Origin of the sequence: Sphingomonas sp. NBWT7 (genome assembly GCF_014217605.1) — a bacterium.
Classification (GTDB): Bacteria; Pseudomonadota; Alphaproteobacteria; order Sphingomonadales; family Sphingomonadaceae; genus Sphingomonas.
In genome coordinates, this window is record NZ_CP043639.1 from 1,436,016 (window position 1) to 1,460,980 (window position 24,965).

General features: G+C 67.9%; 29 protein-coding genes. 12 read left to right on the plus strand and 17 right to left on the minus strand.

Annotated features, from left to right (window positions below; genetic code table 11):
- Nucleotides 1–39: 39 nt before the first annotated feature.
- Together glyS and F1C10_RS07220 are read right to left on the minus strand one after the other, a co-directional pair.
- Nucleotides 40–2,118: a glycine--tRNA ligase subunit beta gene (gene glyS, locus F1C10_RS07215; RefSeq protein WP_185209826.1), complete on the minus strand. Its 2,079-nt coding sequence runs from the start codon at nucleotides 2,116–2,118 to the stop codon at nucleotides 40–42.
- Complete coding sequence (locus F1C10_RS07220; RefSeq protein ID WP_185209827.1) at nucleotides 2,115–3,026, minus strand: glycine--tRNA ligase subunit alpha; 912 nt, start codon at nucleotides 3,024–3,026, stop codon at nucleotides 2,115–2,117. The genes glyS and F1C10_RS07220 overlap by 4 nt, the downstream gene beginning before the upstream one ends.
- A gap of 115 nt (nucleotides 3,027–3,141) precedes the next feature.
- Between F1C10_RS07220 and F1C10_RS07225 the strand changes: the two genes are divergently transcribed.
- Both F1C10_RS07225 and F1C10_RS07230 read left to right on the plus strand, forming a co-directional pair.
- Complete coding sequence (locus F1C10_RS07225; protein ID WP_258043124.1) at nucleotides 3,142–4,038, plus strand: TraB/GumN family protein; 897 nt, start codon at nucleotides 3,142–3,144, stop codon at nucleotides 4,036–4,038.
- 48 nt (nucleotides 4,039–4,086) lie between these two features.
- Nucleotides 4,087–4,422 (plus strand): HNH endonuclease, encoded by a 336-nt coding sequence (locus F1C10_RS07230; RefSeq protein ID WP_185209828.1) that lies wholly within the window; start codon nucleotides 4,087–4,089, stop codon nucleotides 4,420–4,422.
- Here F1C10_RS07230 and fdhD read toward each other — a convergent pair.
- Nucleotides 4,419–5,210, minus strand: a complete 792-nt coding sequence (fdhD, locus tag F1C10_RS07235; protein WP_185209829.1) for a formate dehydrogenase accessory sulfurtransferase FdhD — start codon at nucleotides 5,208–5,210, stop codon at nucleotides 4,419–4,421. The two genes, F1C10_RS07230 and fdhD, sit on opposite strands and share 4 nt — an antisense overlap.
- Before the next feature lie 43 nt (nucleotides 5,211–5,253).
- Entirely contained in the window at nucleotides 5,254–5,805 is a 552-nt protein-coding gene (locus F1C10_RS07240; protein WP_185209830.1) for a type 1 glutamine amidotransferase domain-containing protein, read from the minus strand.
- Between the two features lie 109 nt (nucleotides 5,806–5,914).
- Between F1C10_RS07240 and F1C10_RS07245 the strand changes: the two genes are divergently transcribed.
- Nucleotides 5,915–6,925, plus strand: coding sequence for a DNA topoisomerase IB (locus F1C10_RS07245; RefSeq protein ID WP_374939373.1), 1,011 nt, complete (start codon nucleotides 5,915–5,917; stop codon nucleotides 6,923–6,925).
- 17 nt (nucleotides 6,926–6,942) lie between these two features.
- Complete coding sequence (locus F1C10_RS07250; protein WP_185209831.1) at nucleotides 6,943–8,151, plus strand: mechanosensitive ion channel family protein; 1,209 nt, start codon at nucleotides 6,943–6,945, stop codon at nucleotides 8,149–8,151.
- Nucleotides 8,152–8,211: 60 nt separating this feature from the next.
- On the opposite strand, the gene F1C10_RS07255 is transcribed toward F1C10_RS07250, so the two are convergent.
- Complete coding sequence (locus F1C10_RS07255; RefSeq protein ID WP_185209832.1) at nucleotides 8,212–8,568, minus strand: hypothetical protein; 357 nt, start codon at nucleotides 8,566–8,568, stop codon at nucleotides 8,212–8,214.
- A gap of 108 nt (nucleotides 8,569–8,676) precedes the next feature.
- Here F1C10_RS07255 and arfB point away from each other — a divergent pair, with 108 nt between their 5' ends.
- Nucleotides 8,677–9,099 (plus strand): alternative ribosome rescue aminoacyl-tRNA hydrolase ArfB, encoded by a 423-nt coding sequence (gene arfB / locus F1C10_RS07260; RefSeq protein WP_185209833.1) that lies wholly within the window; start codon nucleotides 8,677–8,679, stop codon nucleotides 9,097–9,099.
- Between the two features lie 57 nt (nucleotides 9,100–9,156).
- On the opposite strand, the gene F1C10_RS07265 is transcribed toward arfB, so the two are convergent.
- Nucleotides 9,157–9,807 carry an RluA family pseudouridine synthase gene (locus F1C10_RS07265; RefSeq protein ID WP_185209834.1) on the minus strand — a complete coding sequence of 217 codons (651 nt, stop codon included), beginning with the start codon at nucleotides 9,805–9,807 and terminating at the stop codon, nucleotides 9,157–9,159.
- A gap of 48 nt (nucleotides 9,808–9,855) precedes the next feature.
- Between F1C10_RS07265 and F1C10_RS07270 the strand changes: the two genes are divergently transcribed.
- On the plus strand, nucleotides 9,856–10,635 hold the full coding sequence (locus tag F1C10_RS07270) for a M15 family metallopeptidase (protein ID WP_185209835.1): 780 nt from the start codon (nucleotides 9,856–9,858) through the stop codon (nucleotides 10,633–10,635).
- Nucleotides 10,636–10,657: 22 nt separating this feature from the next.
- On the opposite strand, the gene wrbA is transcribed toward F1C10_RS07270, so the two are convergent.
- On the minus strand, nucleotides 10,658–11,260 hold the full coding sequence (gene wrbA / locus F1C10_RS07275) for an NAD(P)H:quinone oxidoreductase (RefSeq protein WP_185209836.1): 603 nt from the start codon (nucleotides 11,258–11,260) through the stop codon (nucleotides 10,658–10,660).
- Nucleotides 11,261–11,311: 51 nt separating this feature from the next.
- Nucleotides 11,312–12,025, minus strand: coding sequence for a pirin family protein (locus tag F1C10_RS07280; protein ID WP_185209837.1), 714 nt, complete (start codon nucleotides 12,023–12,025; stop codon nucleotides 11,312–11,314).
- A 112-nt stretch (nucleotides 12,026–12,137) separates the two neighbouring features.
- On the opposite strand from F1C10_RS07280, the gene F1C10_RS07285 reads away from it, so the two are divergent.
- The 4 genes from F1C10_RS07285 to ctrA all read left to right on the plus strand — a co-directional run bounded on the left by F1C10_RS07285 (nucleotide 12,138) and on the right by ctrA (nucleotide 15,612).
- On the plus strand, nucleotides 12,138–13,025 hold the full coding sequence (locus F1C10_RS07285; protein ID WP_185209838.1) for a LysR family transcriptional regulator: 888 nt from the start codon (nucleotides 12,138–12,140) through the stop codon (nucleotides 13,023–13,025).
- 44 nt (nucleotides 13,026–13,069) lie between these two features.
- Nucleotides 13,070–13,654 (plus strand): isochorismatase family cysteine hydrolase, encoded by a 585-nt coding sequence (locus F1C10_RS07290; protein WP_185209839.1) that lies wholly within the window; start codon nucleotides 13,070–13,072, stop codon nucleotides 13,652–13,654.
- Between the two features lie 69 nt (nucleotides 13,655–13,723).
- Complete coding sequence (locus tag F1C10_RS07295; RefSeq protein ID WP_185209840.1) at nucleotides 13,724–14,818, plus strand: AI-2E family transporter; 1,095 nt, start codon at nucleotides 13,724–13,726, stop codon at nucleotides 14,816–14,818.
- A gap of 95 nt (nucleotides 14,819–14,913) precedes the next feature.
- Nucleotides 14,914–15,612: a response regulator transcription factor CtrA gene (gene ctrA / locus F1C10_RS07300; RefSeq protein WP_085810482.1), complete on the plus strand. Its 699-nt coding sequence runs from the start codon at nucleotides 14,914–14,916 to the stop codon at nucleotides 15,610–15,612.
- Nucleotides 15,613–15,681: 69 nt separating this feature from the next.
- Here the strand turns inward: ctrA and F1C10_RS07305 are convergent, their stop codons facing one another.
- A complete protein-coding gene (locus F1C10_RS07305) occupies nucleotides 15,682–16,854 on the minus strand; it encodes a glycosyltransferase (RefSeq protein ID WP_185210130.1) in 1,173 nt (390 codons plus the stop codon).
- A 116-nt stretch (nucleotides 16,855–16,970) separates the two neighbouring features.
- On the opposite strand from F1C10_RS07305, the gene F1C10_RS07310 reads away from it, so the two are divergent.
- A complete protein-coding gene (locus F1C10_RS07310; RefSeq protein ID WP_185209841.1) occupies nucleotides 16,971–17,936 on the plus strand; it encodes a cation diffusion facilitator family transporter in 966 nt (321 codons plus the stop codon).
- On the opposite strand, the gene F1C10_RS07315 is transcribed toward F1C10_RS07310, so the two are convergent.
- Together F1C10_RS07315 and F1C10_RS07320 are read right to left on the minus strand one after the other, a co-directional pair.
- On the minus strand, nucleotides 17,933–18,190 hold the full coding sequence (locus tag F1C10_RS07315; RefSeq protein ID WP_185209842.1) for a hypothetical protein: 258 nt from the start codon (nucleotides 18,188–18,190) through the stop codon (nucleotides 17,933–17,935). The genes F1C10_RS07310 and F1C10_RS07315 overlap by 4 nt on opposite strands.
- Before the next feature lie 162 nt (nucleotides 18,191–18,352).
- The gene (locus tag F1C10_RS07320) at nucleotides 18,353–19,363 is read right to left on the minus strand and encodes a polyprenyl synthetase family protein (protein ID WP_185209843.1); all 1,011 of its coding nucleotides are present in this window, start codon (nucleotides 19,361–19,363) and stop codon (nucleotides 18,353–18,355) included.
- A 63-nt stretch (nucleotides 19,364–19,426) separates the two neighbouring features.
- Here F1C10_RS07320 and F1C10_RS07325 point away from each other — a divergent pair, with 63 nt between their 5' ends.
- The gene (locus F1C10_RS07325) at nucleotides 19,427–19,705 is read left to right on the plus strand and encodes a chorismate mutase (RefSeq protein ID WP_185209844.1); all 279 of its coding nucleotides are present in this window, start codon (nucleotides 19,427–19,429) and stop codon (nucleotides 19,703–19,705) included.
- Nucleotides 19,706–19,741: 36 nt separating this feature from the next.
- On the opposite strand, the gene F1C10_RS07330 is transcribed toward F1C10_RS07325, so the two are convergent.
- From F1C10_RS07330 to F1C10_RS07355, 6 genes are all read right to left on the minus strand, one after another.
- Nucleotides 19,742–20,290 carry a thermonuclease family protein gene (locus F1C10_RS07330; RefSeq protein ID WP_185209845.1) on the minus strand — a complete coding sequence of 183 codons (549 nt, stop codon included), beginning with the start codon at nucleotides 20,288–20,290 and terminating at the stop codon, nucleotides 19,742–19,744.
- A 94-nt stretch (nucleotides 20,291–20,384) separates the two neighbouring features.
- Nucleotides 20,385–21,176, minus strand: coding sequence for an enoyl-CoA hydratase/isomerase family protein (locus F1C10_RS07335; RefSeq protein WP_185209846.1), 792 nt, complete (start codon nucleotides 21,174–21,176; stop codon nucleotides 20,385–20,387).
- A 25-nt stretch (nucleotides 21,177–21,201) separates the two neighbouring features.
- Nucleotides 21,202–22,137, minus strand: a complete 936-nt coding sequence (locus tag F1C10_RS07340; protein ID WP_185209847.1) for a nitronate monooxygenase family protein — start codon at nucleotides 22,135–22,137, stop codon at nucleotides 21,202–21,204.
- Between the two features lie 64 nt (nucleotides 22,138–22,201).
- Nucleotides 22,202–23,185 carry a DUF2891 domain-containing protein gene (locus F1C10_RS07345; protein WP_185209848.1) on the minus strand — a complete coding sequence of 328 codons (984 nt, stop codon included), beginning with the start codon at nucleotides 23,183–23,185 and terminating at the stop codon, nucleotides 22,202–22,204.
- Nucleotides 23,182–24,084, minus strand: a complete 903-nt coding sequence (locus F1C10_RS07350; protein ID WP_185209849.1) for a DUF979 domain-containing protein — start codon at nucleotides 24,082–24,084, stop codon at nucleotides 23,182–23,184. Before F1C10_RS07350 ends, F1C10_RS07345 begins: the two co-directional genes overlap by 4 nt.
- Nucleotides 24,081–24,734 carry a DUF969 domain-containing protein gene (locus tag F1C10_RS07355; RefSeq protein WP_185210131.1) on the minus strand — a complete coding sequence of 218 codons (654 nt, stop codon included), beginning with the start codon at nucleotides 24,732–24,734 and terminating at the stop codon, nucleotides 24,081–24,083. Before F1C10_RS07355 ends, F1C10_RS07350 begins: the two co-directional genes overlap by 4 nt.
- Between the last annotated feature and the right edge of the window lie 231 nt (nucleotides 24,735–24,965).

The window sequence follows — 24,965 nt, forward strand, 5'->3', positions numbered from 1 at the left end:
GCACAATCCCGCTTGGGCGATCGATGGCCGCGCTTCGTCTCAGCCCTCGATGCGCGAAAAGTCCGCTACGCCGTGGACGGCCGCTCGCACGCGCGCGAGCAACGCCAACCGGCCAGCACGCTTCGCCGGATCGGCATCGTTGACCGTCACGCTGTCGAAGAACGCGTCGATCGGCGCGCGCAGCGTGGCGAGCGCCGCCATCGCGCCTTCGAAATCCTCACGTGCGACCGCCGCGGCAGCCGCCGGCTCCGCGGCGTCGAGCGCAGCGCGCAGCGCGGCCTCGCCAGGCTCGGCGTCGTAGCTTGGCGCCGCCGGCGCCCCCGTTTCGGCGTAACCCTCCTTCTTGAGGATATTCGCCGCGCGCTTGTACCCGGCGAGCAGGTTCGCCCCGTCGTCCGTTCCGACAAACGCCTGCAACGCTCTCACGCGCGCGAGCAGGCGGACGAGATCATCCTCCCCGCCGAGCGCGAACACCGCGTCGATCAGGTCGTGGCGGACACCGGCTTCGCGCTGCTGGACCTTAAGGCGGTCGGCGAAGAAAGCGTTTATGGTCGCATTGAAAGTGCCAAGACCATGCCCGCGCTGACGTAACCACATACTTGCACTCTGCAGCAAAGCGGCAAGATCCAACCGTAGATTATTGTCTACGATAAGTGCCAGCACACCGAGCGCCGAACGGCGTAGCGCGAAAGGATCTTTCGAACCGGAGGGCGGTAAACCCACACCGAAGAATGCCGCAATCGTATCCAGCTTATCCGCCAGCGACACCGCGATCGTGACAGGCGCAGTGGGTACCTCGTCGCCCTGTCCCACCGGCTTGTAGTGATCGCGGATCGCCTCGGCGACTTCGGCCGGCTCACCCTGTGCAGCGGCGTAATAGCCGCCCATCAGGCCCTGTAGCTCGGGAAACTCGCCCACCATGCCGGTGACGAGATCGGCCTTGGCGAGCCGCGCGGCGCGCTCGGCGTGATCGGGGTTCGCGCCCTTGACGATCCCTTCCTCGACCAGCCAGCGCGCGAGTTTCGCGACGCGATCGACCTTGTCGGCGACAGTGCCGAGCTTCTCATGAAACACGATCTTGTCGAGCTTTGCCGCCTGATCTTCGAGCGATGTCTTAAGATCGGTCTCGTAGAAGAAGCGCGCGTCGGCGAGGCGCGCTGCGAGCACCTTGCGATTGCCCTCGACGATCTTCTCGCCGCCGTCGACCGCGTCGATGTTCGCCGTGCACACGAAGGCGTTGGCGAGCTTGCCGTCGGCATCGCGGCAGACGAAATACTTCTGGTTCACGCGGGCGGTGAGCTGGATCACCTCGGGCGGCACGTCGAGGAAGCCGGCCTCGAAACGGCCGAGCAGTGGCACCGGCCATTCGGTGAGCCCGGCATTCTCCGCCACCAGCCCCTCGTCCTCGACCAGCGACAACCCCGCCTTGTTCGCGGCGAGCTTGGCGCCGACCGCGATCGTCGCGCGCCGCTCGTTCTGGTCGACGATGACGTGGCACGCGCGCAGCTTCTCGACATAGTCGGCCGCGCTGCCGATCGTGATGATGCCGGGGTGGTGGAAGCGATGACCGACGGTCGCCGCGCCGCTCTCGACGCCTGCGATCGCACACGGCACCACGTCGTCGCCCAGCAGCGCGACGATGCCCTGAAGCGGCCGCACCCAGCGCGGGCTCTCAGTCGAGTGCGAGGCCGCACCCCAGCGCATCGACTTGGGCCAGGGGAAGCCGCGGACGATCGCCGGGATCGCCTCCGCGAGCACCTCGGCGGTGGCGCGGCCGGGCTTGTCGATCACGGCAAACAAGGTCGCGCGGCCCTTCACCTCGCGCGTCTGCAACGCGTCGCGCGTCAGTCCCGCTTTGCGCAGGAAGCCCTCGACCGCCGCGTCGGGCGCATCGGCGGGCGGCCCTTTCAGTTCCTCGCTCACCGCCGCGGTCTCAGCCGGCAGGTCGCGCGCGATCAGCGCCAGCCGCCGCGGCGTCGCGTAGGTGGCAAGCTCGGTCACGGTCAGCCCGGCCTTGGCGAGTTCGGCCGCGAACAGGCGGGCTAGGTCCTCGCGTGCCTTGTCCTGCATCCGCGCGGGGATTTCCTCCGAGCGCAGTTCAAGGAGAAAGTCGCTCATGCCGCACTCCACGTCGGGAAGCGGGCGGTCCAGTCCGCGGCATTTTTCTCGATATACGCGGCGCACGCTCCCTTCGCGAGATCGCGGACGCGGCCGATATAGGCTTGCCGCTCGGCAACAGATATCACCCCGCGCGCATTGAGAAGATTGAAGATATGGCTCGCCTCGATCGCCTGCTCATAGGCGGGGATCGGCAACTGGCGGGCCAGGCAGTTATCGCACTCGGCCGCCGCCTTGCGGAACAGGTCGAACAGCGTCTCAGTATCGGCGACCTCGAAGTTCCACGTCGACATCTGCCGCTCGTTCTCGAGGAACACGTCGCCGTACGTGACGCCCTGGTCGTTGAAGCGCAGGTCGTACACGCTGTCGACGTTCTGGATATACATCGCCAGCCGCTCGAGCCCGTAGGTCAGCTCACCCGCCACCGGCTTGCAATCGAAGCCGCCCATCTGTTGGAAGTAGGTGAACTGCGTCACCTCCATCCCGTCGCACCACACTTCCCAGCCGAGTCCCCAGGCGCCCAGCGTGGGGCTCTCCCAATCGTCCTCGACGAAGCGGATGTCGTGGCGCGTGAAATCGATCCCGATCGCCGCGAGGCTGCCGAGATACAGTTCCTGCAGATCGGCAGGGCTCGGCTTCAGGATCACCTGATACTGATAGTAATGCTGCAGCCGGTTGGGGTTCTCGCCGTAGCGACCATCGGTCGGGCGGCGGCACGGCTGGACGAACGCGGCGTTCCATGCCTCCGGGCCGAGCGCGCGCAGCGTCGTCGCGGTGTGGAACGTGCCCGCGCCCATGCGCATGTCGTACGGCTGGAGGATCAGGCAGCCGCGCGCGCTCCAGTAGGAATGGAGCGTCAGGATCATGTCCTGGAAGCTCAGCGGCGCATCTGTTGAGGTGGCGTTCATCGCGGGCGCGGCAATGGCGGATGGCTCGCCAACAGGCAAGGGCCGGGCTAGGCTGGCCCAGCCGTCGTACCAGCCGCATGCCGGCCGCTGCATTCTAGTGAGGTATTTGCTCCCCGTGTTCCGTCCGATCACTTCCGCCCTTGCCTCGCTGGGCCTCGCCTTCGCCCTTCCCGCCTGCGCGCAGCCCGCGCCCGTCGCGACGCAGGACGCCGACCCCGCTTTGTGGGTGGTGCGCGACAAGGACACGACGATCTACCTGTTCGGCACGATCCACGTGCTGCGGCCCGGCCTTACCTGGTTCGACGAGGCGGTGAAGAAGGCGTTCGATCGCTCGGGCACGCTGGTGCTCGAGATGGTCGAGCCCGACGAGGATACGCAGCAGCGCGTCGTGCTTGCCAAGGCGTTCGATCCCGCCGGCGCGCCGCTGACGCAGAAGCTGCCGCCAGACAAGCGCGCCGCCTTCACCAAGGCGATTGAGGACAACAAGCTGTCACTCGCCTCGTTCGAGCGGATGCAGCCGTGGTTCGCCGCGATCAGCCTCAGCGTCCTGCCGGTGCAGAAGCTCGGCTATGACGCGCGGAACGGGCCCGAGGGTATCCTGACGCGCGCGGCCAAGGCGCAGAAGAAGCAGCTGATGGGGCTGGAGACGTTCGAGGGGCAGATGTCGATCTTCGACGGCCTGTCGCTGAAGGCGCAGGTCGATCTGCTCTCCTCGACGATCGACGAACTGCCTAAGGCGGGCGAGACGATGAGCCGAATGGTCGACGATTGGTCGAAGGGCAATCCCGACGGCCTCGCCGCGACGATGAACGAGGGGCTGAAGGATTCGCCGGAGGTCGCCAAGGCGCTGCTGGTCGATCGCAACGCCAAATGGGCGAGCTGGATCGCGGAGCGGATGCGGACGCCGGGCCGCGTGTTCATCGCGGTCGGTGCCGGGCACCTCGCCGGGCCGGAGAGCGTGCAAAGGAAGCTCGGCAAATATCGCCTCAAGGCGGTGCGCGTGAAATATTGACGCGCCGCCACCCTTCGCGCCCGCGCGCCGGCTTCCTATCTCGATCCGATGGGAAGGGTTAGCCGCAAGCTTGGCCTGATCGACGCGGCGGCGCGGACCGATGCCACCGCCGCCCCTCTCGCCTGCGCACTGTGCGATCGTCCGCTCGGCAGCCGCGTCGAATGGCACCACGTCGTGCCCAAGAGCGAGGGCGGCACCGAAACGCAGCCGGTGCACCCGATCTGCCATCGCACGATCCACGCCGCTGCCGACAATGCGACGTTGGCACGGATCGGCGAGCTCGGCGGTGTCCGGGCGATCCCGGCGGTGGCGCGCTTCCTCGGCTGGATCGCCGACAAGCCGCCCGATTTCCATGCGCCGACGCGGCGGACGCGCGCCACCTAAGTCGCCAGCAGCGCATCGGCGCGGACCAGCGTGCGCAGCGCCAACCCCGCCTCCCCCGCGCGGTCGACCGCGAGCCGCGTCGGCGCCGAGATCGTCGCGAGCAGCGGGCATCGCGCGAGCACCGCCTTCTCGACCAGTTCGTACGAGCAGCGCGACGTGAGCAGCGCGAAGCCGCCGTCCCAGTCCTGCCTCGTCCGCGCCATCGCGCCGATCAGCTTGTCGAACGCATTGTGCCGGCCGACATCCTCGCGCACCAAACAAATCGTCCCGTCGCGCGTGCAGGCCGCCGCGCCATGCACGGCACCGGTCGCTGCGTTGAACGGTTGATGGTCTCGCAGCGCGGCATAGGCGCGGAAGATCGCCGCGTCGCTGCCGTCCCATCGCGCCGCTTGCGGCAGCGGGCGCAGCGCCTGCGCGAGCGTCTCGACGCCGCACAGTCCGCACGACGCATCCGAATTGCGATGCCGTACCCGGTCGCCGATCCGCTCGGCGACCCGCTTCGCCAGCGCCAGCCGAACGACGATCCCCGGCTCGCCTCGGTGAACGTCGACCCCGCGCACATCGGTGGCAGCGTCGATCAGCCGTTCACCGAGCAGAAAACCGAACGCCAGATCCTCGATTGCATCGGGGGTTGCCATCAGCACCGCATAGGCGATGCCGTTGCACTCGATCGCGATCGGCACTTCCTCGGCAACTGTGCGATCGATCGCCGATCGCTCGCCACCAGCCGCAACGCGCGTGAAGCCCGACGCGGCGGTCGGGGAGAATGTGGGGGCAAGATCGGTCATCGCCCGGCACCGTGCGTCGGCAAACGGTACCGGGCAACCATGATCAATCGGCCAGTTCCTCCCCCAGCGCGGCGATAATCGCGCGGTTGAAGGCGGGGATGTCATCGGGCTTGCGGCTGGTGATCAGATTGGCGTCGATCACCACTTCCTCGTCGGCCACGTCGGCGCCGGCGTTCTCGAGATCGGTGCGCACCGACGGCCAGCTCGTCACGCGGCGCCCGTCGACGACATCCGCCTCCACCAGCAGCCACGGCGCGTGGCAGATCGCGGCGACGATCTTGTCGTCATCCATGAACTCGCCGATGATCGACACCGCGCGCTCCTCCAGCCGCATCTTGTCCGGATTGCCGACACCGCCCGGCAGCACCAGGGCGTCGTAATCCTCGGTATCCACCTGATCGAGCGTCAGATCGGGAGTGATCGTACGCGTCGGATCCGAATCGTTCTTCACGCCCTGGATCGGATCGGTCTTGATCGACGCGAGCGTCACGGTGGCACCAGCGTCGAGCAGCGCCTGGCGCGGTTCGAACAGCTCGGCATCCTCGAAGCCGTCGGTGGCGAGAAATAGCACGCGCGCATCGGAAAGGTCGGCCATGTCGAAAGCAACTCCTGTGTGGATGCGGCTGAGAACCAGTCAGCGCCGCGCCCGTTCCGGAACCGGGCGAAGCGCCCGCGCATTTCGTGTCGTGCAGGAGGCCAGTGCGGTGAGCGCGACGAAAATCGTTTATTGTGATGATGAAGAGCCCGGAATCACGCGGCGCAAGATGCGCCACGGCTGGGGCTATTTCGACGTCGAGGGCAACCGCATCACCGATCGCGACGAGATCGACCGGCTGAACGCGATCGGCTTGCCGCCCGCCTATCGCGATGCCTGGTTCTGCCCCAATGCCAACGGCCATATCCAGGCGATCGGCTGGGACGAGAAGGGCCGCAAGCAGTACCGCTACCACGCTGATTTCCGCGCCGCACGCGAAGACGAAAAGTATAACCTTTGCCCCGCGTTCGGGCGGGCGTTGCCGAGGCTTCGCGCGCGCATGGAAGCCGATCTCGCCAGCCGCGGCCACAGCAAGGACAAGACGATCGCCGCGATCGTCAAACTGCTCGACATCGGCCATTTGCGCGTCGGCAACGAGACCTATGCGCGCAAGAACAAGAGCTTCGGCGTCACCACGCTGCGCGATCGCCACGCCGAAATCCGCGGCAAGACGTTGCGGCTGCAATACAAGGCGAAATCGGGCAAGCTGAAGATGCTGACGATTACCGACGGCAGCCTCGCGCGGTTCGTCAAGAAGTGCCAGGATCTCCCCGGCCAGAAGTTGTTCCAGTACGTCGACGAGCATGGTGAGCCGCGCCCCGTCACCTCATCGGATGTCAACGCCTATATCAAGGCGGCAATGGGGACTGATTTCACCGCCAAGCATTTCCGCACCTGGGGCGCGAGTGCGATCGCGTTCGAGGCGCTGGCGGGATCGAAGGCGAACCTCAGCCTCAAGACGCTGCTCGCGCCGGTTACCGAACGGCTCGGCAACACGCCGGCGATCGCGCGAAAATCCTATGTTCATCCCGCGCTCATCGCGCTGGTGAAAGAGGGGCAGGAGGCGTTTCGCACCGGCCTGTCGCTGCCGCGCTCGACCCGGTGGCTCAGCCGCGCGGAACGCGGACTGATTGCGTTCTTGGAAACCGGCCAGTCGCCGGCGGAGCGCGAAGCGGCCTAACCGCATAGAAAGAACTCATGGCGACTAACAACACCGCCGCCCCGCTGCCGAAGATTTCGGCAGATGACGTGCAGCAGCAGGTTCACACATTCTGGACGTCGAGCGCCGGGTGGATCAGTGAATATTGGCTCCAGGTAGCGATCGCGATCGCGGTCGGCACCGGGCTGTCGCTCGGATTGCTGTGGCTACGCAGCCTCGGCCCGCGGCTCGCGAAACGCTCGAGCTCGGGCACCGGCTGGACGGCGATAATCGGCCGCGCGATCGAGCGGACCAGCACCTTCTTTATCGTCATGGTCGCGGCGAAACTGGTGTCGGGCTATGCCGGCCCGCCGGCAATCGTCGCGACGACAATCAATTTCCTGTTTACCGTCGCCGCGGTGTTCCAGGCGGCGACCTGGGCGCGCGAGCTGATCCTCGGCGCGGTCGAGCATCGCACCCGGTCCGAGAATTACTCGGGCGAGGCGCTGATGAACGCGATGGGGCTGATCCGCCTCCTCGTCACGATCGTAGTCTTCGCGATCGCGCTGGTCGTCGTGCTCGACAATCTCGGCGTCAACGTGACCGGTCTCGTCGCCGGTCTCGGCGTCGGCGGCATCGCGATCGGCCTCGCCGCGCAGGGCATCTTCGCCGATCTGTTCGCCGCGCTCGCGATCATCTTCGATCGCCCGTTCCGCCGCGGCGATGCGATCATGTACGATACGAGTTCGGGCACCGTCGAGGAGATCGGGCTCAAGTCGACGCGCATCCGCGGGATCAACGGCGAAGAGCGGATCATTTCGAACAAGAATCTGCTCAACAAGGAAATCATCAACAACACGCAGCGCGATCGCCGCCGAACCAAGCTGCTGCTCGGTCTCGCCTACGAAACCGACGCCGAGCTGCTTGATCGCGTGCCAGATATTCTGAAGGAAGAGGTCGAGGCGCGATCGCAGATCTTCGTGCGCGCGGGCTTCGTCAATTTCGGCGCGTCGACGCTCGATTTCGAGCTTGAGTTCGATACCCCCTTCGCCGATTTCCAGCACGCCTATGATGCGCGGCACAAGGTCGGCCTGGCCATACTGCGTCGCTTCAACAGCGAGGGGATCAATCTCCCCTTCCCGATCCAGACGACCTACACCGCCGCGCCCGACGGCCGCCTCGTCATGCCTTATCCGGAGGTGCAAGCCGTCCACGAGGTCTGTGCACCGCGCGACGCGACGCCGGCCGGGGCGCCGCAGCAAATCTGAGGCGGCGGCCGCCCGAGCGGCACGATCCACGCATTCTCAGCCGGTTGTCCGGCTGCATACTCAGCGCGCGAACATCTTTGCCATGAACGCGCTCGCTGCCTGACCGACGGCATCCGCCATCTGATGTGGATCGACGGTGGTACCAGCACGTGCGCCGCCGGTGTCGGGCCTAGTGCCGCCCTGCCCCGGCTGATCGGGCGCGGCATGCTTCGGGCCGCCCGATCCGCGCGCTTGCCGCGCCGCGATCGCCGCCGCTGCGGTCGCCGCCATCGCGATGCCGGAGGCGAGCGCCTGGCGGCCGGCGGGGCTGTTCGCCTTCTCGATCAGCGCCTCCCCGGCGCGCCGTGCCTCCTTTGGCACCTTAACGCCGGCGATCTCCTTGGGAATGCGAAACCCCTTTTTGCTCTTCTTCGCCATCACGTCGTCCTCTAAGTGTATCGCAGATATAATACACACCGCCCCGCCCGCAATAGCTGCGCGACGCCGCGTCTTGCGCCCATGCGCGAAGTCGCCGCATGACGCGGCATGGTTGCCATTCCCGTCACCCGATCGATCGCGATCGACAGCGACGAGCTGATCGAGACGGCGACGCGCGCCGGCGGGCCCGGCGGCCAGCACGTCAACACCACCGATTCGGCGGTAATCCTGCGTTTCGACGTCGCGAACTCACCCTCGCTGCCCGAAGCCGTAAAGCTGCGTCTCGCCACGCTCGCCGGCACGCGGATGACGCGTGAAGGCGTGCTGGTGCTCCGCTCCGAAGGCTCGCGATCGCAATTGCTCAACCGTCAGGAGGTGCGCGAACGGCTCGTCGCGCTGATCCAGCAGGCGACGATCGTGCCAAAGAAGCGCCGCCCGACCAAGCCGACCAAGGCGTCGCAAACGCGGCGCGTCGAGGCCAAGGCGAAGCGCGGCACGATCAAGGCGAACCGACGCCGGCCGATCGACTGATCAACTGATCGGGGCATCGACCGGATTTGCGCCCGGCACGCAATAGGCACAAACCCGCTACTCGTCGAACCCCACCGCGCGGAACCGCTCGGGCCACGGCGCTTCAGCCGACACGTCGGGCTTGCCGGCGCGCGGCACGATCAGCGTCGCAGCGTGAAGCATCATCCCCGCCTTGTCCGCCCGGCCATAGGTCGGATCGCCCACCACCGACACACCGAGCCCTTCCAGCGCGTGGACGCGGATCTGGTGCGTGCGGCCGGTCGCCGGCCGGAACTCGACCAGCGCGCGGCCGTCCTGCACGCGGATCAGCCGCCATCCTGTGCGGGACGGCTTGCCCGCGGCGTCGCGCGTCATCCGCCACCCCGCCGCCGCGGTCGATACCTTGCCCAGTGGTAGGTCGATCTCGCCCGCCTCACCGTCGGGCACGCCATCGAGGATCGCGAGATAACGCTTCGTCACCGCGCCCGCTTCGAACGCCTGTTGCAGCCGCGCATGCGCCTTGGGGTTGCGTGACAGCAGCAGGCAGCCGCTGGTATCGCGGTCGAGCCGATGAACGGGGTGCGGCCAGCGGCGAAAGCCGAACGTCAGGTTGGACAGATGGTTTTCGAGGCTGATCGACCCGTCGCGCGGCGGATCGACCGGCAGCCCTGCGGGTTTGTCGATCACCAATGCCTCGCCGTCGAGGAAGAGAACGCGGTCGCCGATCATGCGGCAGCCCTTGCCATCGTACGGCGTCAGAGACCAGAGAGACGATCGATGCGACGTTTGCCGCTCTACCTGCTTCTCGCCATCGCAAGCCCGGTGCAGGCGCAATTGTGCGACGGCGTCAGCGCGCCGATCGGCGGCGATGGACGCGCGCTCGGTCACTTCCCGTACGGTGATGTCGCGCCGGGCAGCCTGCTCGCCGTGCCCCCCGAATATGCGATCGGCGAGTGCCGTTTGCGCCCGGAAGCACTGGCGGACTTGCGCCGGCTGATGGCCGCGGCGTCGGGCGATCCCGCGGTGCAGGGCCGGCTCTACGCGCTCTCGTGCCACCGCTCGCTCGAGCGTCAGCAGGCGACCTTCTGTCGCACCCGGCAGAGCGCAAGCGGCCGCGATCGCGCGATTTCCGCCGCGCCGCCGGGGCATAGCGAGCATGCGACGGGCTATGTGCTCGATTTCACCGTGCGCCCGGCCGATGGCTGTCCCGATGCGGAAGCGTGCATGGCCGCCAAGCCAGCTTTCCGTTGGCTCGCCGCCAACGCACCGCGCTTCGGCTTCGAAATGTCGTTTCCGCCGAGCAACAGGCAGAACGTGAAGTGGGAGCCGTGGCACTGGCGGTGGGTCGGCACCTCGGCGAGAGTGCCGGGCGCCGCACGCGCGCGCTTTGTCTTTGCGCGCGCCCGCGAAGCCTTTCCTGCCAATCCCGCCGTGGACCCGATCCTGCCGCGGGTAACGCCACCGCCCGTTGTGCGCACGATCGTAGTACCGCCGGAAACGGCCAGGGAGCGCCGCGCGCGCGAACGGCGCGAGCGCAGGAAACGGCGGGCACGCTGATCACGCCTCCCGCCGCCACCGGTCAGGCGGACAGTTTAGCCGCCGTCTCGGCGATCCGCTTGCCCTGGTAACGCGCGCCGCCGAGGTCGATCTCGCTCGGCTGGCGGCTGCCGTCGCCGCCCGCGATCGTGCTCGCGCCATAGGGCGTACCGCCATGTACTGCGTCGAGCGTCGTCTGGTCCTGATAGCCATAGTCGAGCCCGACGATCGTCATGCCGAAGTGCATCAGGTTGGTGATGATCGAGAACAGCGTCACTTCCTGTCCGCCGTGCTGGCTCGCGGTCGAGGTAAAGGCACCACCGACCTTCCCGTTCAGCGCGCCCGTCGCCCACAGCCCGCCGGCTTGATCGAGGAACGATGCCATCTGGCTGGGCATCCGGCCGAACCGCGTCGGCGCGCCGACGATGATCGCGTCGTAGTTCGGCAGCGCGTTCACGCCTTCGATCTCGGGATGCGAGTGGTCGGGCTGGAAGCCCGCCTTTTCGGCGACCTCCTTCGGCGCGGTCTCGGGCACGCGGCGGATGTCGACCTCCGCGCCGCCCTGCCGCGCGCCTTCTGCGACTGCCTCGGCCATCTTCGCGAGGTGGCCGTAGGACGAATAATAAAGCACCAGAACCTTTGCCATGTGGGCCATTCCTTCAAGAACGCCGCCCGCGGGTGACGCGGGCGGCCAAAATCATTCCGCGTCGACGAGAACCAGTTCGGCGTCGGCGCGTGCTTCGATGATGTAGCTGCCACCAACGAGCGCGGCGCCATCGCGTGCCGTCAGTTCCTCGCCGTCGATCGAAATCGCGCCGGTCGCCGCGACCAGATAGGCGTGGCGCCCCGCCGCGACGTCGTACGTGACGCGCTCGCCTGCCTTCAGCGTCGCGCCGAGCACGCGCGCGTCGGCGCGGATCGGCAGCGCTTCGATGTCCTCGGCGTAGCCGCTCGCCAGCGTTACGAACCTGCCCGAGCGATCGTCCTTGGGAAAGGGCTTCGCGCCCCAGCTCGGGCTGCCGCCCTTGGTGCGCGGCTCGATCCATATCTGGAACAGCGTCGTCGGCTCGTTCTCGAGATTGTACTCGGCATGGCGCACACCCGTTCCGGCGCTCATCACCTGAACGTCGCCAGCGCCGGTGCGGCCCTGATTGCCGAGCGAATCCTGATGCGTGATCGCGCCGCTGCGGACGTAGGTGATGATCTCCATGTCGCGATGCGGATGCGGGGGGAAGCCGTTCTGCGGCGCGACAATATCGTCGTTCCACACGCGGATCGGGCCCCATCCCATGCGGGCAGGATCGTAGTAGTTTGCGAAGCTGAAATGATGCCGTGCGTCGAGCCAACCGTGATTGGCGTGGCCGAGGCTGTCGAACGGCCGGCGGTCGATGCGCGTACGGGTATCGGTCATCGCTATGTCTCCAATTGTTGGCCGGGAGATAAGGCAGACGCTTAGTGACCGAAATAGAAACGATTGAAACTGATTGTTTCGATAGCTACCAAGCGTCCGAGGAGGTACCACGATGCGCCTGCCCGATCTCGAAGCCTGGGCGATCTTCGCCACCGTCGCTGAGCACCGCTCGTTCACTGCTGCCGCCGACGCGCTCGGACTGAGCAAAGCGACCGTGTCGAAGGCGGTATCACGGCTCGAGGCGGATCTCGGCCAATCGCTGTTCCACCGCACGTCGCGCCGTCTCGCGCTGACCGAGGCAGGCCGCCCGCTCGCCGAGCACGCCGCACAGATACTTGCCACCGCGCAGGCGGCCGAGGAAGCGGCGCGCGATGGCGCCGCCGCGCCGACGGGCCGCATTCGCCTCGCCGCGCCGATGACCTTCGGGGTGTCGAACGTCGCGCCGCTGCTGGCCGGTTTCCTCGCCGCGCATCCCGGGATCGAGATCGAGCTGCACCTGTCCGACGCGCGGGTCGATATCGTCGCGGAAGGGTTCGACGTCGCGCTGCGCATCGCCGAGCTGCCCGACAGTTCGCTGCGCGCGCGCCGGCTGTGCGCGATCCAGTCGCACCTCGTCGCCGCGCCGGCCTATCTCGCGCGCGCCGGCACCCCGACGCATCCCGGCCAGCTCGGCGATCACGCGCTGCTCGGCTACACCAACGTCACCGGGCCGTGGCGTTTTCGTGGGCCGGGCGGCGCGGAAGTCTCGGTCAAGGCGCACGGGCCGCTGGCGGCGAACAGCGGCGACGCGCTGATGCCCGCGCTCGTCGCCGGGCTCGGCATCGCCCGCCTGCCCACGTTCATTCTCGGCGACACGCTCGCGCGCGGCGCGGTGATCGAGCTGCTGCCCGAATGGCGGCCCGCCCCGATCGGGCTCCACCTGCTCACCCCGCCGAGCCCGCTGCGCCCGGCGCGGGTTGAAGCGCTGATCGCCTTTCTCGCCGACCGGCTGCACGATTGATCCAGGTCGTTGCCGCCCCAGGCGGGCGCGCGCAGGACGGCGCGATGACGAATGCCGCGATCCTCCTCATCGATCTGCTCAACACCTTCGAGTTCGTCGGCGGCGATCAACTGAAGGACGCGGTCGCGGGGATGACGGCGCCGCTCGCCGCGCTGCGTCGCGATGCGCACGTGCAGGACGTGCCGGTGATCTTCGTCAACGACAATTACGGCCGCTGGCACGACGAGCCCAGTCAACTCATCGATCATGCGATCGACAAGGGCGGTGAGACGGTGGCGGCGATCCGCCCGGTGCCGAGCGACTATTTCGTCATCAAGCCCGAATCTTCGGGCTTCTACGCCACCACCTTGCCGGCGCTGCTGCCGCGTCTGGGCGTGTCGCGGCTGATATTGTGCGGCGTCGCGTCCGACATCTGCGTGCTGTTCACCGCCGCCGACGCGCACATGCGCGAATATGATCTATGGGTGCCCGGCGATCTCGTCGCCTCCCACCACGGCGAGCGCGGCGACTGGGCGCTCGACATGATGGCGAACGGCATGAGCGCGGAAATACGCCCCACGACCGACCTCACGCTCGCCGAATGGCTGGCGAGCGAACCCAGGGTCGCGCCGGGCACCCGCGGATCGTGAGCGACGCCGACCAGCGATAGCTCACCGATGCCATTGCATCGCGCGGCGGCTGTGCCACGGTCGGCCGCGATGAACCGCCTCGCCCCCGATCCCGACGACGCGCGCTACGTCCGCCGCCTGTTCCTGACCATCGCGGTGGTCGCACTCGCGGCGGCGATCTACTTCACCGGCGATCTGCTGATCCTCGCCTTCGGCTCCGCGCTGGGCGCGATCGTGATCCACGCCATCGCGGAAATCTACGAAACACGGGCGCGGCTGTCCGATCGCGTCGCGCTCGGCTGCGCGATCGCCACCGTATTGGCGCTGATCGGCTTCCTCGTCTGGCTGTTCGCGGTGGAATTCCGCACACAGGTCAACGTCCTCGTCACGCGGCTGCCGGGCATCATCGACCAGCTGGCTGCGCAGATGGCGCAGTCCCCAGTCGGCGCCAAGGTGGTTGATGCGGTCCGCGCGGCGTTCGCCGGCAGCCGCGTCGCGCAGGACATCGGCGGGTTGGCGGAGGGCGCAGGCCAATTCATCTTGAACGCCCTGCTCGTCCTCGTCGGCGCGATCTTCTTCGCGGTCGATCCCAAGGTGTACGAGCGCGGCTTCCTTCTGCTTATGCCGCCGTCGAAGCGCGCCGCGATGGAGGATGCGCTGATCGATACCGCCGCGACGCTGCGCCTGTGGCTGCGCGCGCAGCTGATCCAGATGACGACGATGGGCGTCCTGGTCGGCATCGGCCTGTGGCTCGTCGGCGTGCCGTCGGCGCCAGCGCTCGCGCTGCTGACCGGAATCAGCGAGTTCATCCCCTACGTCGGCCCCGTCGCCGCGATGATCCCCGCGATGGGGCTCGCCGCGACGCTATCGATCCATCATGTGCTGTGGACGGTCGGCGTGTTCGCGATCGTTCGCGTCGTGCAGACCAACTTCATCACGCCGTTCGTCACCAGCCGCGTCGTCGCCATCCCGCCGGCAGTAACGCTGTTCGCGATCCTCGCGATCGGCGCGGTATTCGGCCTGTTCGGCCTGTTCTTCTCCGCCGCGCTGCTCGTCATGGTCTTCACGTTGGTGCGCAGCCTGTACCTGCGCGACACGTTGGGAGAGGACATTCCGCACAGCCGCCACCGCACCTTGTTCGACTCCACCGGCACGCCCCGCGACTCGCCTTCCAAGCTGGATTAATCCCTAATTAACCTTTTGCGTTCAGACATCGCTTGGTTAATGAATCGGTTGGGGCGCACGCGCAGGGAACGCGACGTCCAGACAGGGGAAGACGCATGCGGGTGCTGCTGATCGAAGACGAGCCGACGACCGCCAAGGCGATCGAGCTGATGCTATCGGTAGAAGGGTTCAACGTCTATTCGACCGATCTTGGCGAGGAGGGCTTGGACCTCGGCAAGCTCTACGATTACGACATCATCCTGCTCGATCTCAACCTGCCCGACATGCACGGCTACGACGTGCTGAAGCGGCTGCGCGTCGCGCGCGTGTCGACGCCGGTGCTGATCCTGTCAGGCGTCAACGAGATGGATTCGAAGGTGCGCAGCTTCGGCTTCGGCGCCGACGATTACGTGACCAAGCCGTTCCACCGCGAGGAATTGGTAGCGCGCATTCATGCCGTCGTGCGCCGCTCGAAGGGCCATTCGCAATCGGTGATCCGTACCGGCAAGCTCTCGGTCAATCTCGACGCCAAGACGGTCGAGGTCGACGGCGCACGCGTGCACCTGACCGGCAAGGAATATGCGATGCTCGAGCTCCTGTCGCTGCGCAAGGGCACGACGCTGACCAAAGAGATGTTCCTCAATCATCTCTACGGCGGGATGGACGAGCCCGAGCTCAAGATCATCGACGTCTTTATCTGCAAACTGCGCAAGAAGCTGAGCCTCGCATGCGAGGGCGAGAATTACATCGAGACCGTGTGGGGCCGCGGCTACGTGCTGCGTGAGCCGGACGAGGTCGCCGCCAAGGTCGCCTGACACTTAAAGCGATACTCCCGGAGTAAGGGAGGATGGAGGCCGCGACATCGGGGGGTGTCGCGGCCTTCTTCATGTCCGGCGCGCGACGAGCGCGGCAAGGTGCGCATGAAGCGCGGCGGCATTCGCCTCCCAGGTGAAGCCGAGTGCGCCGGCACGCGTCGCCTCCTGCGCCGGCGGATCGGCGAGGATCGCGGCGATCGCGGCGGCGAAGCCGGCGGGGCTGCGATCGGCGATCCGACCCGCGGCGGCGTCCCGCACGACGTCGGCCGCGCCGCCCGCCGCGGTGATGACGATCGGCGTCCCGCACGCCAGCGCTTCGACCCACGCATTGGCGAGCCCCTCGGAAGCGGATGCGAGCGCCATCACGTCGGCGGCGGCGATCAGCGCGGGAACATCGTCGTGCGGTACGCTGCCGAGCAGCCGCACGCGGTGTGCGACCCCGAGCCGCGCAGCTAGCGCCGCGAGCCTCGGCCGCTCGGGCCCTTCGCCCGCAATCAACAGCTGCACACCGGGTAGCCGGGCGACCGCCTCGATCACCACGTCGTGCCCCTTGCGTGTGATCAGCGCCCCGACCGACACGACGAGCGGCCCGCTGACGCCGAGACGTGCCTTCGCCGCAGCGCGGTCGACCGGTGCGAAGCGATCGAGGTCGACGCCGGTGTGGTGGACTGTCACGCGCGCCGGATCGATCCCGATCGCCGCCATGTCGGCGCGCATCGCGGCGGAGACAGCGAGCAGGCCGTCCGCGCGATGGCCGGCGTCGCGCACCGATGCGGCGGTCGCCGGCCGATACCCCCAGTAATGGATGTCCGCGCCGCGCGCCTTGATCGACACCGGCACGCCGTACCGCGCGCCGAGCGTCACCGCCGCCGGCCCGTCGGGAAAAAAGAACGACGCGTCGATCACGTCGAACGCGAAGTCTGCGCGGACCCGATCGAGCACGGGGACGAGCGTGCGGGCGAGCGCGGCGGAATGATAGCGCCCTCCGGTGCCCGGCCACGTCGTGAAGCGCGGTCGCTCGACGGTAAGCCCCTTCCACGTTTCACGCCGCGGCAGCGCGGCGAGCGGGCGGTAGTGCGGATGCAACCGCAGCGGCCACGGCGGCAGCCCGACCGGCGCCACGACGCGCACCGCCACCCCGGCCCGCGCGGCGAGCCCCAGCGTCTGCCGTTCGACGAACACGCCGAAATTCCGCCGGCCGGCGTCCGGGAAAAGCGAGGATAGCGTCAGCACGCGAAGCATCGCGTCGGTGTAGCGCCCGACCGTTAATCTCACCTATCCGTTAGGCAGCGCGCGGCTCCATCGGCGCCGCGCCGCCTTTTCTGGTCACTCCGCGCCCGTGCTGCTAGTCGGCGATCATGGGTCACGGGCATCACGCGCATCATCACGGCCGTGGCGACGGCGCGCACGATCATGCGCATGACCACGGCCACCTTCACCACCCTGCCCCGCCGGCATCTTGGGACCGTGCCTTCGCGATCGGCATCGCGCTCAACCTCGCCTATGTCGTGGCGGAGGCATCCGCCGGCCTCTGGACCGGATCGGTCGCGCTGCTCGCCGATGCCGGGCACAATCTGTCCGACGTGCTCGGCCTCGCCGTCGCCTGGGGCGGTGCGGCGCTCGCCCGCCGTGCGCCGTCGAAGCGCTTTACCTATGGTCTGAAGGGCTCGACGATTCTCGCCGCGCTCGCCAACGCGCTGCTCCTGCTGCTGGCGATCGGCGCGATCGCGCTCGAGGCGGTGCAGCGGTTCGGTGAGGCGGCACCGGTGCCGGGGCTCACCGTATCGGCGGTCGCCGCCGTCGGCATCGCGATCAACGGCCTTACCGCGTGGCTGTTCGCGCGCGGCCGCAAGGGCGATGTCAACATACGCGGCGCGTATCTCCACATGCTCGCCGACGCGATGGTCTCGGCAGGCGTCGTGCTCGCCGGCATCGCGATCTGGCTGACCGGCATCGGCTGGATCGATCCCGCCGTCAGCCTGGTGATCGCTGCGCTGATCTTCTGGCAGACATGGGGGCTGCTGCGCGAGACGGTGGAGATGAGCCTTGCCGCCGTACCGCGCGCGATCGATTACGACCGCGTCAGCGCCGCGCTCGCCGCGCTGCCCGGCGTCACGCAAGTCCACGATCTGCACATCTGGCCGATGTCGACCACCGAGCCGGTCCTCACCGCGCACCTGCTGATGCCCGCCGGCCATCCCGGCGACGCCTTTCTCGCGCGCACGCAGGACCTGCTGCACCACGATTTCGGCATCGGGCACACGACGCTGCAGATCGAGACGGGCGGGTCACCCTGCGCGCTCGAGCCCGCCGCCGCGGTCTAACCGTCAGTGGGCAGCGCCGCCCGAACCCGCTTCGCCAGCGCCGCGAGTTCAGCGAACAGCGGCGCATCGATCGCTTTGAGATTGAAGCACGTCTTGCCCTGCCGCCGTTTCGCAAGTTCGGCCGACAGCCCCTCGGCGAGCGCCGGCTGGTCGTACAGCGGGATCAGGTGGAAGGCGACGTAGCTCTTCTTGATCGTGACGGTGCCGAACCAGCCGGGCGAGCCCGTCTTGACGTTGCGCCGGTGCGTCCGCACGACCAGGTCGCCGGGTGCGTCGCGCTAGATCACCTGATCGCCCGCTGCCGCCAGCATGATCGCGCGCAATCTGGCGTAGACCACGTCGAAGTCCGCATCGTCGTCCCCTACCGACCAAGGTGGAACGCCGCCGCGGCACCCGTCAAGCGATCGCAGCGCCGATCAATAGACGCGGGCCACCGCGAACTCGACTGCCTCGACCATCGCATCCTTCGCCTTGCCGCTGGCGAACGGCGCGATCGCGTCGATCGCGCGCTGGCCGTAATGGCGCGCGCGCGCGATCGTGTCGTCCACCGCGCGGCTCGACCGCACCAGCTCGATCGCGTGCGCGAAATCGGCATCGCTGTCGCGCCGCCCCTCGACCGCGTCCTTCCAGAACTTGCGCTCCGCCTCGTTGCCGCGCGCATAGGCGAGGATGACAGGCAGCGTCATCTTGCCCTCGCGGAAATCGTCGCCCGCGTCCTTGCCCATCGTGCCCGCGTCGGACGTATAGTCGATCGCATCGTCGACCAGCTGGAAGGCGATGCCGAGGTTGCGGCCGTACGCGTCGAGCGCCGCCTCCTCCGCCTCCGGCCGTTCGGCCACCACCGCCGCGATCCGGCACGCCGCCGCGAACAGTGCCGCCGTCTTGGCGTTGATGATCTCCAGATAGCGGTCCTCGCCGGTGTCGACGCGGCGCGCGGCGGTGAGCTGGTGCACCTCGCCCTCTGCGATCACCGCGCTGGCGTTGGACAGGATCTTCAGCACCTTAAGGCTGCCGTCCTCCACCATCAGCTCGAAGCTGCGGCTGAACAGGAAGTCGCCCACCAGCACGCTCGCTGGATTGCCCCAGATAATGTTCGCGGTGCGCTTGCCCCGGCGCAAATCCGATCCGTCGACCACGTCGTCGTGCAGCAGCGTCGCGGTGTGGATGAACTCGACCGCGGCGGCGAGCCGGTGGTGCCGCGTCCCCGAATAACCGAGCAGCTTCGCGCTCGCGAGCGTCAGCATCGGGCGCATACGTTTGCCACCGCCCGCGATGAGATGCCCGGCAAGCTCGGGGATCAGCGGGATCTGCGACTGCATGCGATCAAGGATCGCGGCATTCACGAGGTTCATGTCACCGGCGACAAGCTGGATCATCGGATCGAGCGAGGGCTGGCGGCCGGCGAGGCGGTGGACGGTGGCGCTCATCTGCTGCGTCCTCTACGGACGCAGGCGCAAGGCCGCAACCGCGCGAGCCATGGGAGGGTGCGAATGCCGGACGAGGTGCTGAAGGGATATCGCAGGAGCATCGACAACATCGACGCCGCGCTCGTCTGCCTGCTAGCCGAGCGGTTCAAGGTGACGCAGGCGGTGGGGCGCTACAAGGCCGAAGCGGGGCTGCCGCCGGCCGATCCCGGCCGCGAGGAGGCACAGATCGCCCGGTTGCGCGCGCTTGCCGAGGAGGCCGAGCTCGATCCCGAATTCAGCGAGAAATTCCTGCGCTTCATCATCGACGAGGTGATCCGTCACCACGAGCAGCTGCGCGGCTGATCCGCTCGCCCGCCGATCGGCCCATCGCGCCGGCCGTCAGCACCACGGCCGGCGGCGGCCCTCCCACGGCCGGGCCAGCCCCTCGTCGATCAGCGTATCACCCAGCGACACGCCGTCGCGCGTGACGATCGCGAGCCGCCGGCCGTAGCGATCGGTTGGGCGATCCGCCGCCGCGAGTTCGATCGGCCCGGCATTGAGCAGCGCCTGCAACCGCCGTGTCGCCCGATCACCCAGTTCCGCTTCCGCGGGGCAGCGCGGCGGGTGCGTCTCGGGCGTGTCGATATCGGCGATGCGCACCTTTTCGCCGGCGATCCAGAAAGTGTCGCCGTCGACGACGCAATTCGTGCCGCCACCGTTGTGGCACAGCGTGAATTCGCCCGTCGCTGAAATTGATGACGCCGAAATAGGATCGTTCCCGGTCATGGTGTCGGGCACCGACAGCACGCCGACGGCGAGGCCGATCGCCACCGCCACGGCACCGATCGCCGCCACCGGCGTGCGCCGCCGCCGCTTGGGCGCGGGCCAGAAGGTAACGGGCGCGGGCCGCGTACGGCGCGCGCGACGGAAATCGGGTTCGTGCCGCATGCCGGCATCCGTGCCGACACAACGGTTATCGCGGGCTGAACGGTCGCGCCGAAACGGACGAACCGTTCGGCGCGACGATCAGCGTCGGGGCGGCTCAGCGCCCGGTGAAGGTCGCCGGACGCTTCTCGAGGAAGCTCGCCATGCCTTCCTTGAAGTCCGCGCTCTGGAACAGCGGCAGCAGCTGGAGATAGACGTGCTGGACGTGCGTGTCGAAGCTCTCGTCGAGCCCCATGCGCATCAGCCGCTTGGCGCCCTGCACCGCCATCGGTGCGTTGGCAGCGATCTCCAGCGCGATCGCGCGTGCGCGGCTCGCGACCTCGCCGGTCGGCACCACTTCGTTGACGAGGCCTTCCTTCAGGCAGTCCTCGGCGCCCAGCGTGCGGCCGGTGAAGATGATCTCCGCCGCCTTCGCCCAGCCGAGCATCCGCGGCAGGAACCACGTGCCGCCCGATTCGGGCAGCACCCCGCGCTTGACGAACGCCGCCGCGAGCTTCGCGTCCGCGGCCATCACGCGAATGTCGCAGCCGAGCGCCATGTCCATGCCGTATCCGGCGGCCGAACCGTTGAGCGCTGCGATCACCGGCTTGTCGAGCGCGTGAAGCACCGTCGGCGGCGTGTTCCTGAGGTCGATCGTCGCTCCGAACGTCGCCGAGGATGAACCGATCCCCTCCCCCTTCGTCGCGGCGTTGAGATCGAGCCCGGCGCAGAACGCCCGGCCGGTGCCCGTCAGCACGATGACGCGCACGTCGCGATCCTCGCCCGCACGCACCAGCAGCCGCGTCAGCTCGTCGAGCATCGGGCCGGATATCGTATTCATCCGCTCGGGCCGGTTCAGCGTCAGCGTCGCGATGCCTTCCGACACCTCGTAGGTAACGTCCTCGCTCATATCCTCATCCTTTCCTATCCAGCGCTCACGCCGCGCGCGCCAGTCGCGCTACCGTCGCTTCATATTCAGCCATCGTCTCGTCGAAGATCTGCGCCACCGGCTTCACCTCGCGGATCCGGCCTGCAACCTGGCCGGTCAGCGCGATTCCCGCCTCCAGGTCACCGCCGAAATAGACCGCCTGCGTATCCGCGAACTCGCCGAAGATGTTCGGTGTGCCTTCCTTCTCGATCCGGCTGGTGCGGTCGGTGCGCAGCGCGCGCAACGCCGGGCCTGGTCCCGAGCGGTTCAGGAATACCGTGTCGGTGGCATCCGCCTCGACGATCGCGGTCTTCCAATTGTCGTGCACCGGGCATTCGGCGGACGAGAGGATGCGCGTCCCCATCAGCACGCCTTCGGCGCCGAGCGCGAATGCCGCGGCCATCGTCCGACCGTCCATGATCCCGCCCGCCGCCACGACGGGCACGTCGACCGCCTCGACCACCTGCGGCACCAGCACCATGGTGGAGACGTCCTTGGCGTTCTTAAACCCGCCGCCCTCGCCGCCCTCGACGATCAGCCCGTCGACACCCGCCTCTACCGCGCGCAGCGCGCCGGCGAGGCTTGGCACGACGTGGAACACGGTGAGCCCCGCGGCCTTAAGCATGCCGGTATATTTCATCGGATCGCCCGCCGAGGTGGTGACGAAGCGGATGCCCTGATCGATCACGAACTGGACGATGCCGGGATCGCGCACGAACGCCTGCGCCACGTTCACGCCGAACGGCTTGTCCGTCAGCTCGCGCATCTTTAGGATCTCGGTGCGCACCGCTTCGAGATCAACCGACGACGTCTCGATGATCCCCATCCCGCCCGCGTTCGACACCGCCGACGACAGGTGCGAACGCGCGATCCAGCCCATCGCCGCCTGGATGATCGGCTTCTCGATGCCCAGCATCTCGGTGATGCGCGTCTTCAGCGCCATTGGCCCTCTCCCCGACTTTTCGAAGATCGGGTTTACACAGGCAACGCCTCGCTTCCAGCCTTTTTCAGCAAGTGAGTGCGAGCAGCGCGAACGTCGCCAGCCAGTGCGTGCCCATGTAATCGTCGGCCAAATGCGGCAGGCTGGCGTCGAGATGCGCCGTCGCGGCGGCGCGCGCGACCGGCGCGACCGCATGATCGGGCAGCGCCGCGGCGATCGCGCGCCAGCACCACGCACGGCTTAGATTCAGCCCGTCGAGGTGCGCGATCTTGCCGTCGCTGCGATCCGACACGATCGCGGGCGTGAACAGCGTCGCTGGCCGCCCGGCCGCCGCATCGGGCAGGAAGCCGTCGAACCACGCGCCGAAGTCTTCGCCCAGCACGCGACTCATCAGCAGCGCCTCGCTGAGCGCAGGGGACAGGAACTCGTCGCCGCCCGGCTCCCACGCTTGGCACCCGCGATCGCCGCCGAACCAGTCGCGCGCCCGCGCATCGATCAGCGCGGCCAGTGCCGTGTCATGATCGCACCCCCAGTCGCGCGCCAATGTCAGCGCGAACGCCGTGTTGAAATGCGTGCCGACACGGATCGGATAGGTGAGCTTGGGCAGATGCTGGTGAAAGCGCGTCGCGAAGGCACGCGCGAGCGGCTCCAGCGCCGCGGCCCATGGCGCATCATGACGCGCTGCCTCGCCGTGAAGCGCCAGCGCCCAGCCCCACCCGTACGGCCGTTCGAATCCGGCGGCATAGGGCAGCGCCAGCCGCGCCACCTCGCCCGCCACCTTGTCGGGCACCAGCATCGCGTCGGCGCGCGCGCGGATCGCATCGGCCTCGGGCAGGTCGGGGAACAGTCGCGCGATCGTCAACAGTTGCCACCAGCCGTGGACGCAGCTGTGCCAGTCGAAGCTGCCGTGGAAGATCGGGTGGATCTCGTGCGGCTCGCGCAGATCGCCCGGGCCGCTCAGCACCTGATCGAGCTTGTATGGGTAGCGCTGGCCGATATGGCCGAGCGTCAGCCGCGCGAAGCCGGCGGCGGTATCCGCAGTCAGGGTCATGCGACGATCCACCATAGAAGCGCGATGTTGAAGGCGAGCAGCGGCAGCGCAGTCGGCACCTGTGCGCGGATCACGCCGTTGGCGTCCTTGAGCTCGAGCAGCGCGGCGGGCACCAGATTGAAGTTCGCCGCCATCGGCGTCATCAGCGTGCCGCAGAACCCCGCGAGCATGCCGATCGCGGCGACCGGCGCGGGATCGGCGCCATAAGCCTTGACGAGCAGCGGGATCCCGACCGCGGCGGCCATCACCGGAAAGGCGGCAAAGGCATTGCCCATCACCATCGTGAACAATGCCATTCCCATCCCGAAGGCGAGCACCGCGCCGAGGACGCTGCCGGCGGGGATCGCGACGCCGACCAGCCGCCCAACGACCTCGCCGACGCCCGCGAGCGCGAACACCGCGCCCAGGCTCGCCAGCATCTGCGGCAGCACCGCCGCCCAACCGATATCGTCCATCAGCGCGCGCCCGGCGCGGAACGGCTCGGCTGGCGCAGGTCTGAGCCAATCGTAGCACAGCGCGAGCGCGCACAGCACGCCGACCGTCAGCGCGACGAGCGTCGCCTGCTTGGCATCGAACAGCGCGGGAAATTGCTGGAACACGAACGTGCCGATCAACGCGGTGGCGGGGATCACCAGCGCGGGCACGAACACCATCGCGCCGCGCGTCGCCGACTCGCCTGCCGGCACGCGCCGCCTCATCCGACCGCTCGCGGCGATCGCCACCAGCGCTAGGACGAGCACGCCGTTGCCCACGTCGCCCAGCCGATCGCCGGCGAGGAAGCTCGCCGCAATCAGCGCGTAGAAGCCGGTGTTCGCCCAACGCCGCTCGACGAACGACAGGATCGCGAAAACGAGAAAGGTCAGCCCGGCAACGAGGTAGACGAAATTCAGCCCGATCATGCCGCGCGCGCCCCGACGCGCCCCTTGCGATCGAGCCACCACATCCGCCCGCCATGGATGGCGAACGCCGCGATCGCGGTGGGGATCGCCCATATCGACATGTGCAGCGGCTCGACGAAGATGCCATAACCCTCGAGCACGCCCTTCATCAGCAGGATCGATCCGATCGCGATGAAGATGTCCTCGCCGAAGAACAGCCCGATATTGTCGGTTGCCGCCGCCAGCGCCTTCACCTTCTCGGGATCGTGCGGTTCACCCGCCGCGGCCTCGGCCATCGGCGCGATCAGTGGACGAACCGTCTGCGCGTGGCCCGCGACCGAGGTGAGCCCCAGCGCCGCCGTGATCTGCCGAAAGCCGAGATACGCCAGCAGCAGCCGCCCCACTGTCAGCCCCTTCAATCCCCCTACCAGCGCCCGCGCGCGCGCCTGCAGGCCATTGCGCTCGAGCAAGCCGATCACGGGCAGCACGATGTAGATCGCGGTCACGTAGCGCGTGTCGTTGAACGCCTTGCCGAACGCCGCGAGGATCGCCAGCGGCTCGATCCCCGCAGCGAGCCCGGTGACCAATGCAGAGGCGGCGATCACTAGCATCGGGTTGAAGCGCAGCAGAAAACCAAGCGCGATGATCACGATGCCGGCGAGGACGAGCATCAGGCGCCGGGCCGGGATGCGTCGACCGGCCTTCGCGCCGTACACCGCCATGTCGCAGATATCATGCCCGTCGATGTGCGGCACGTCCGCCGCGGCGACAAGCGCGAAGTGGCAATCCGACCGAGAACGGCGAGCGGCGGGCTAGGCGCGCCCAGTCTAAAGGGCGAGCCGACTGCGCCTTGAAACGATGAAGGCGCTTCCATCGCGGAAGATTACAGGTGTCCATGTTCG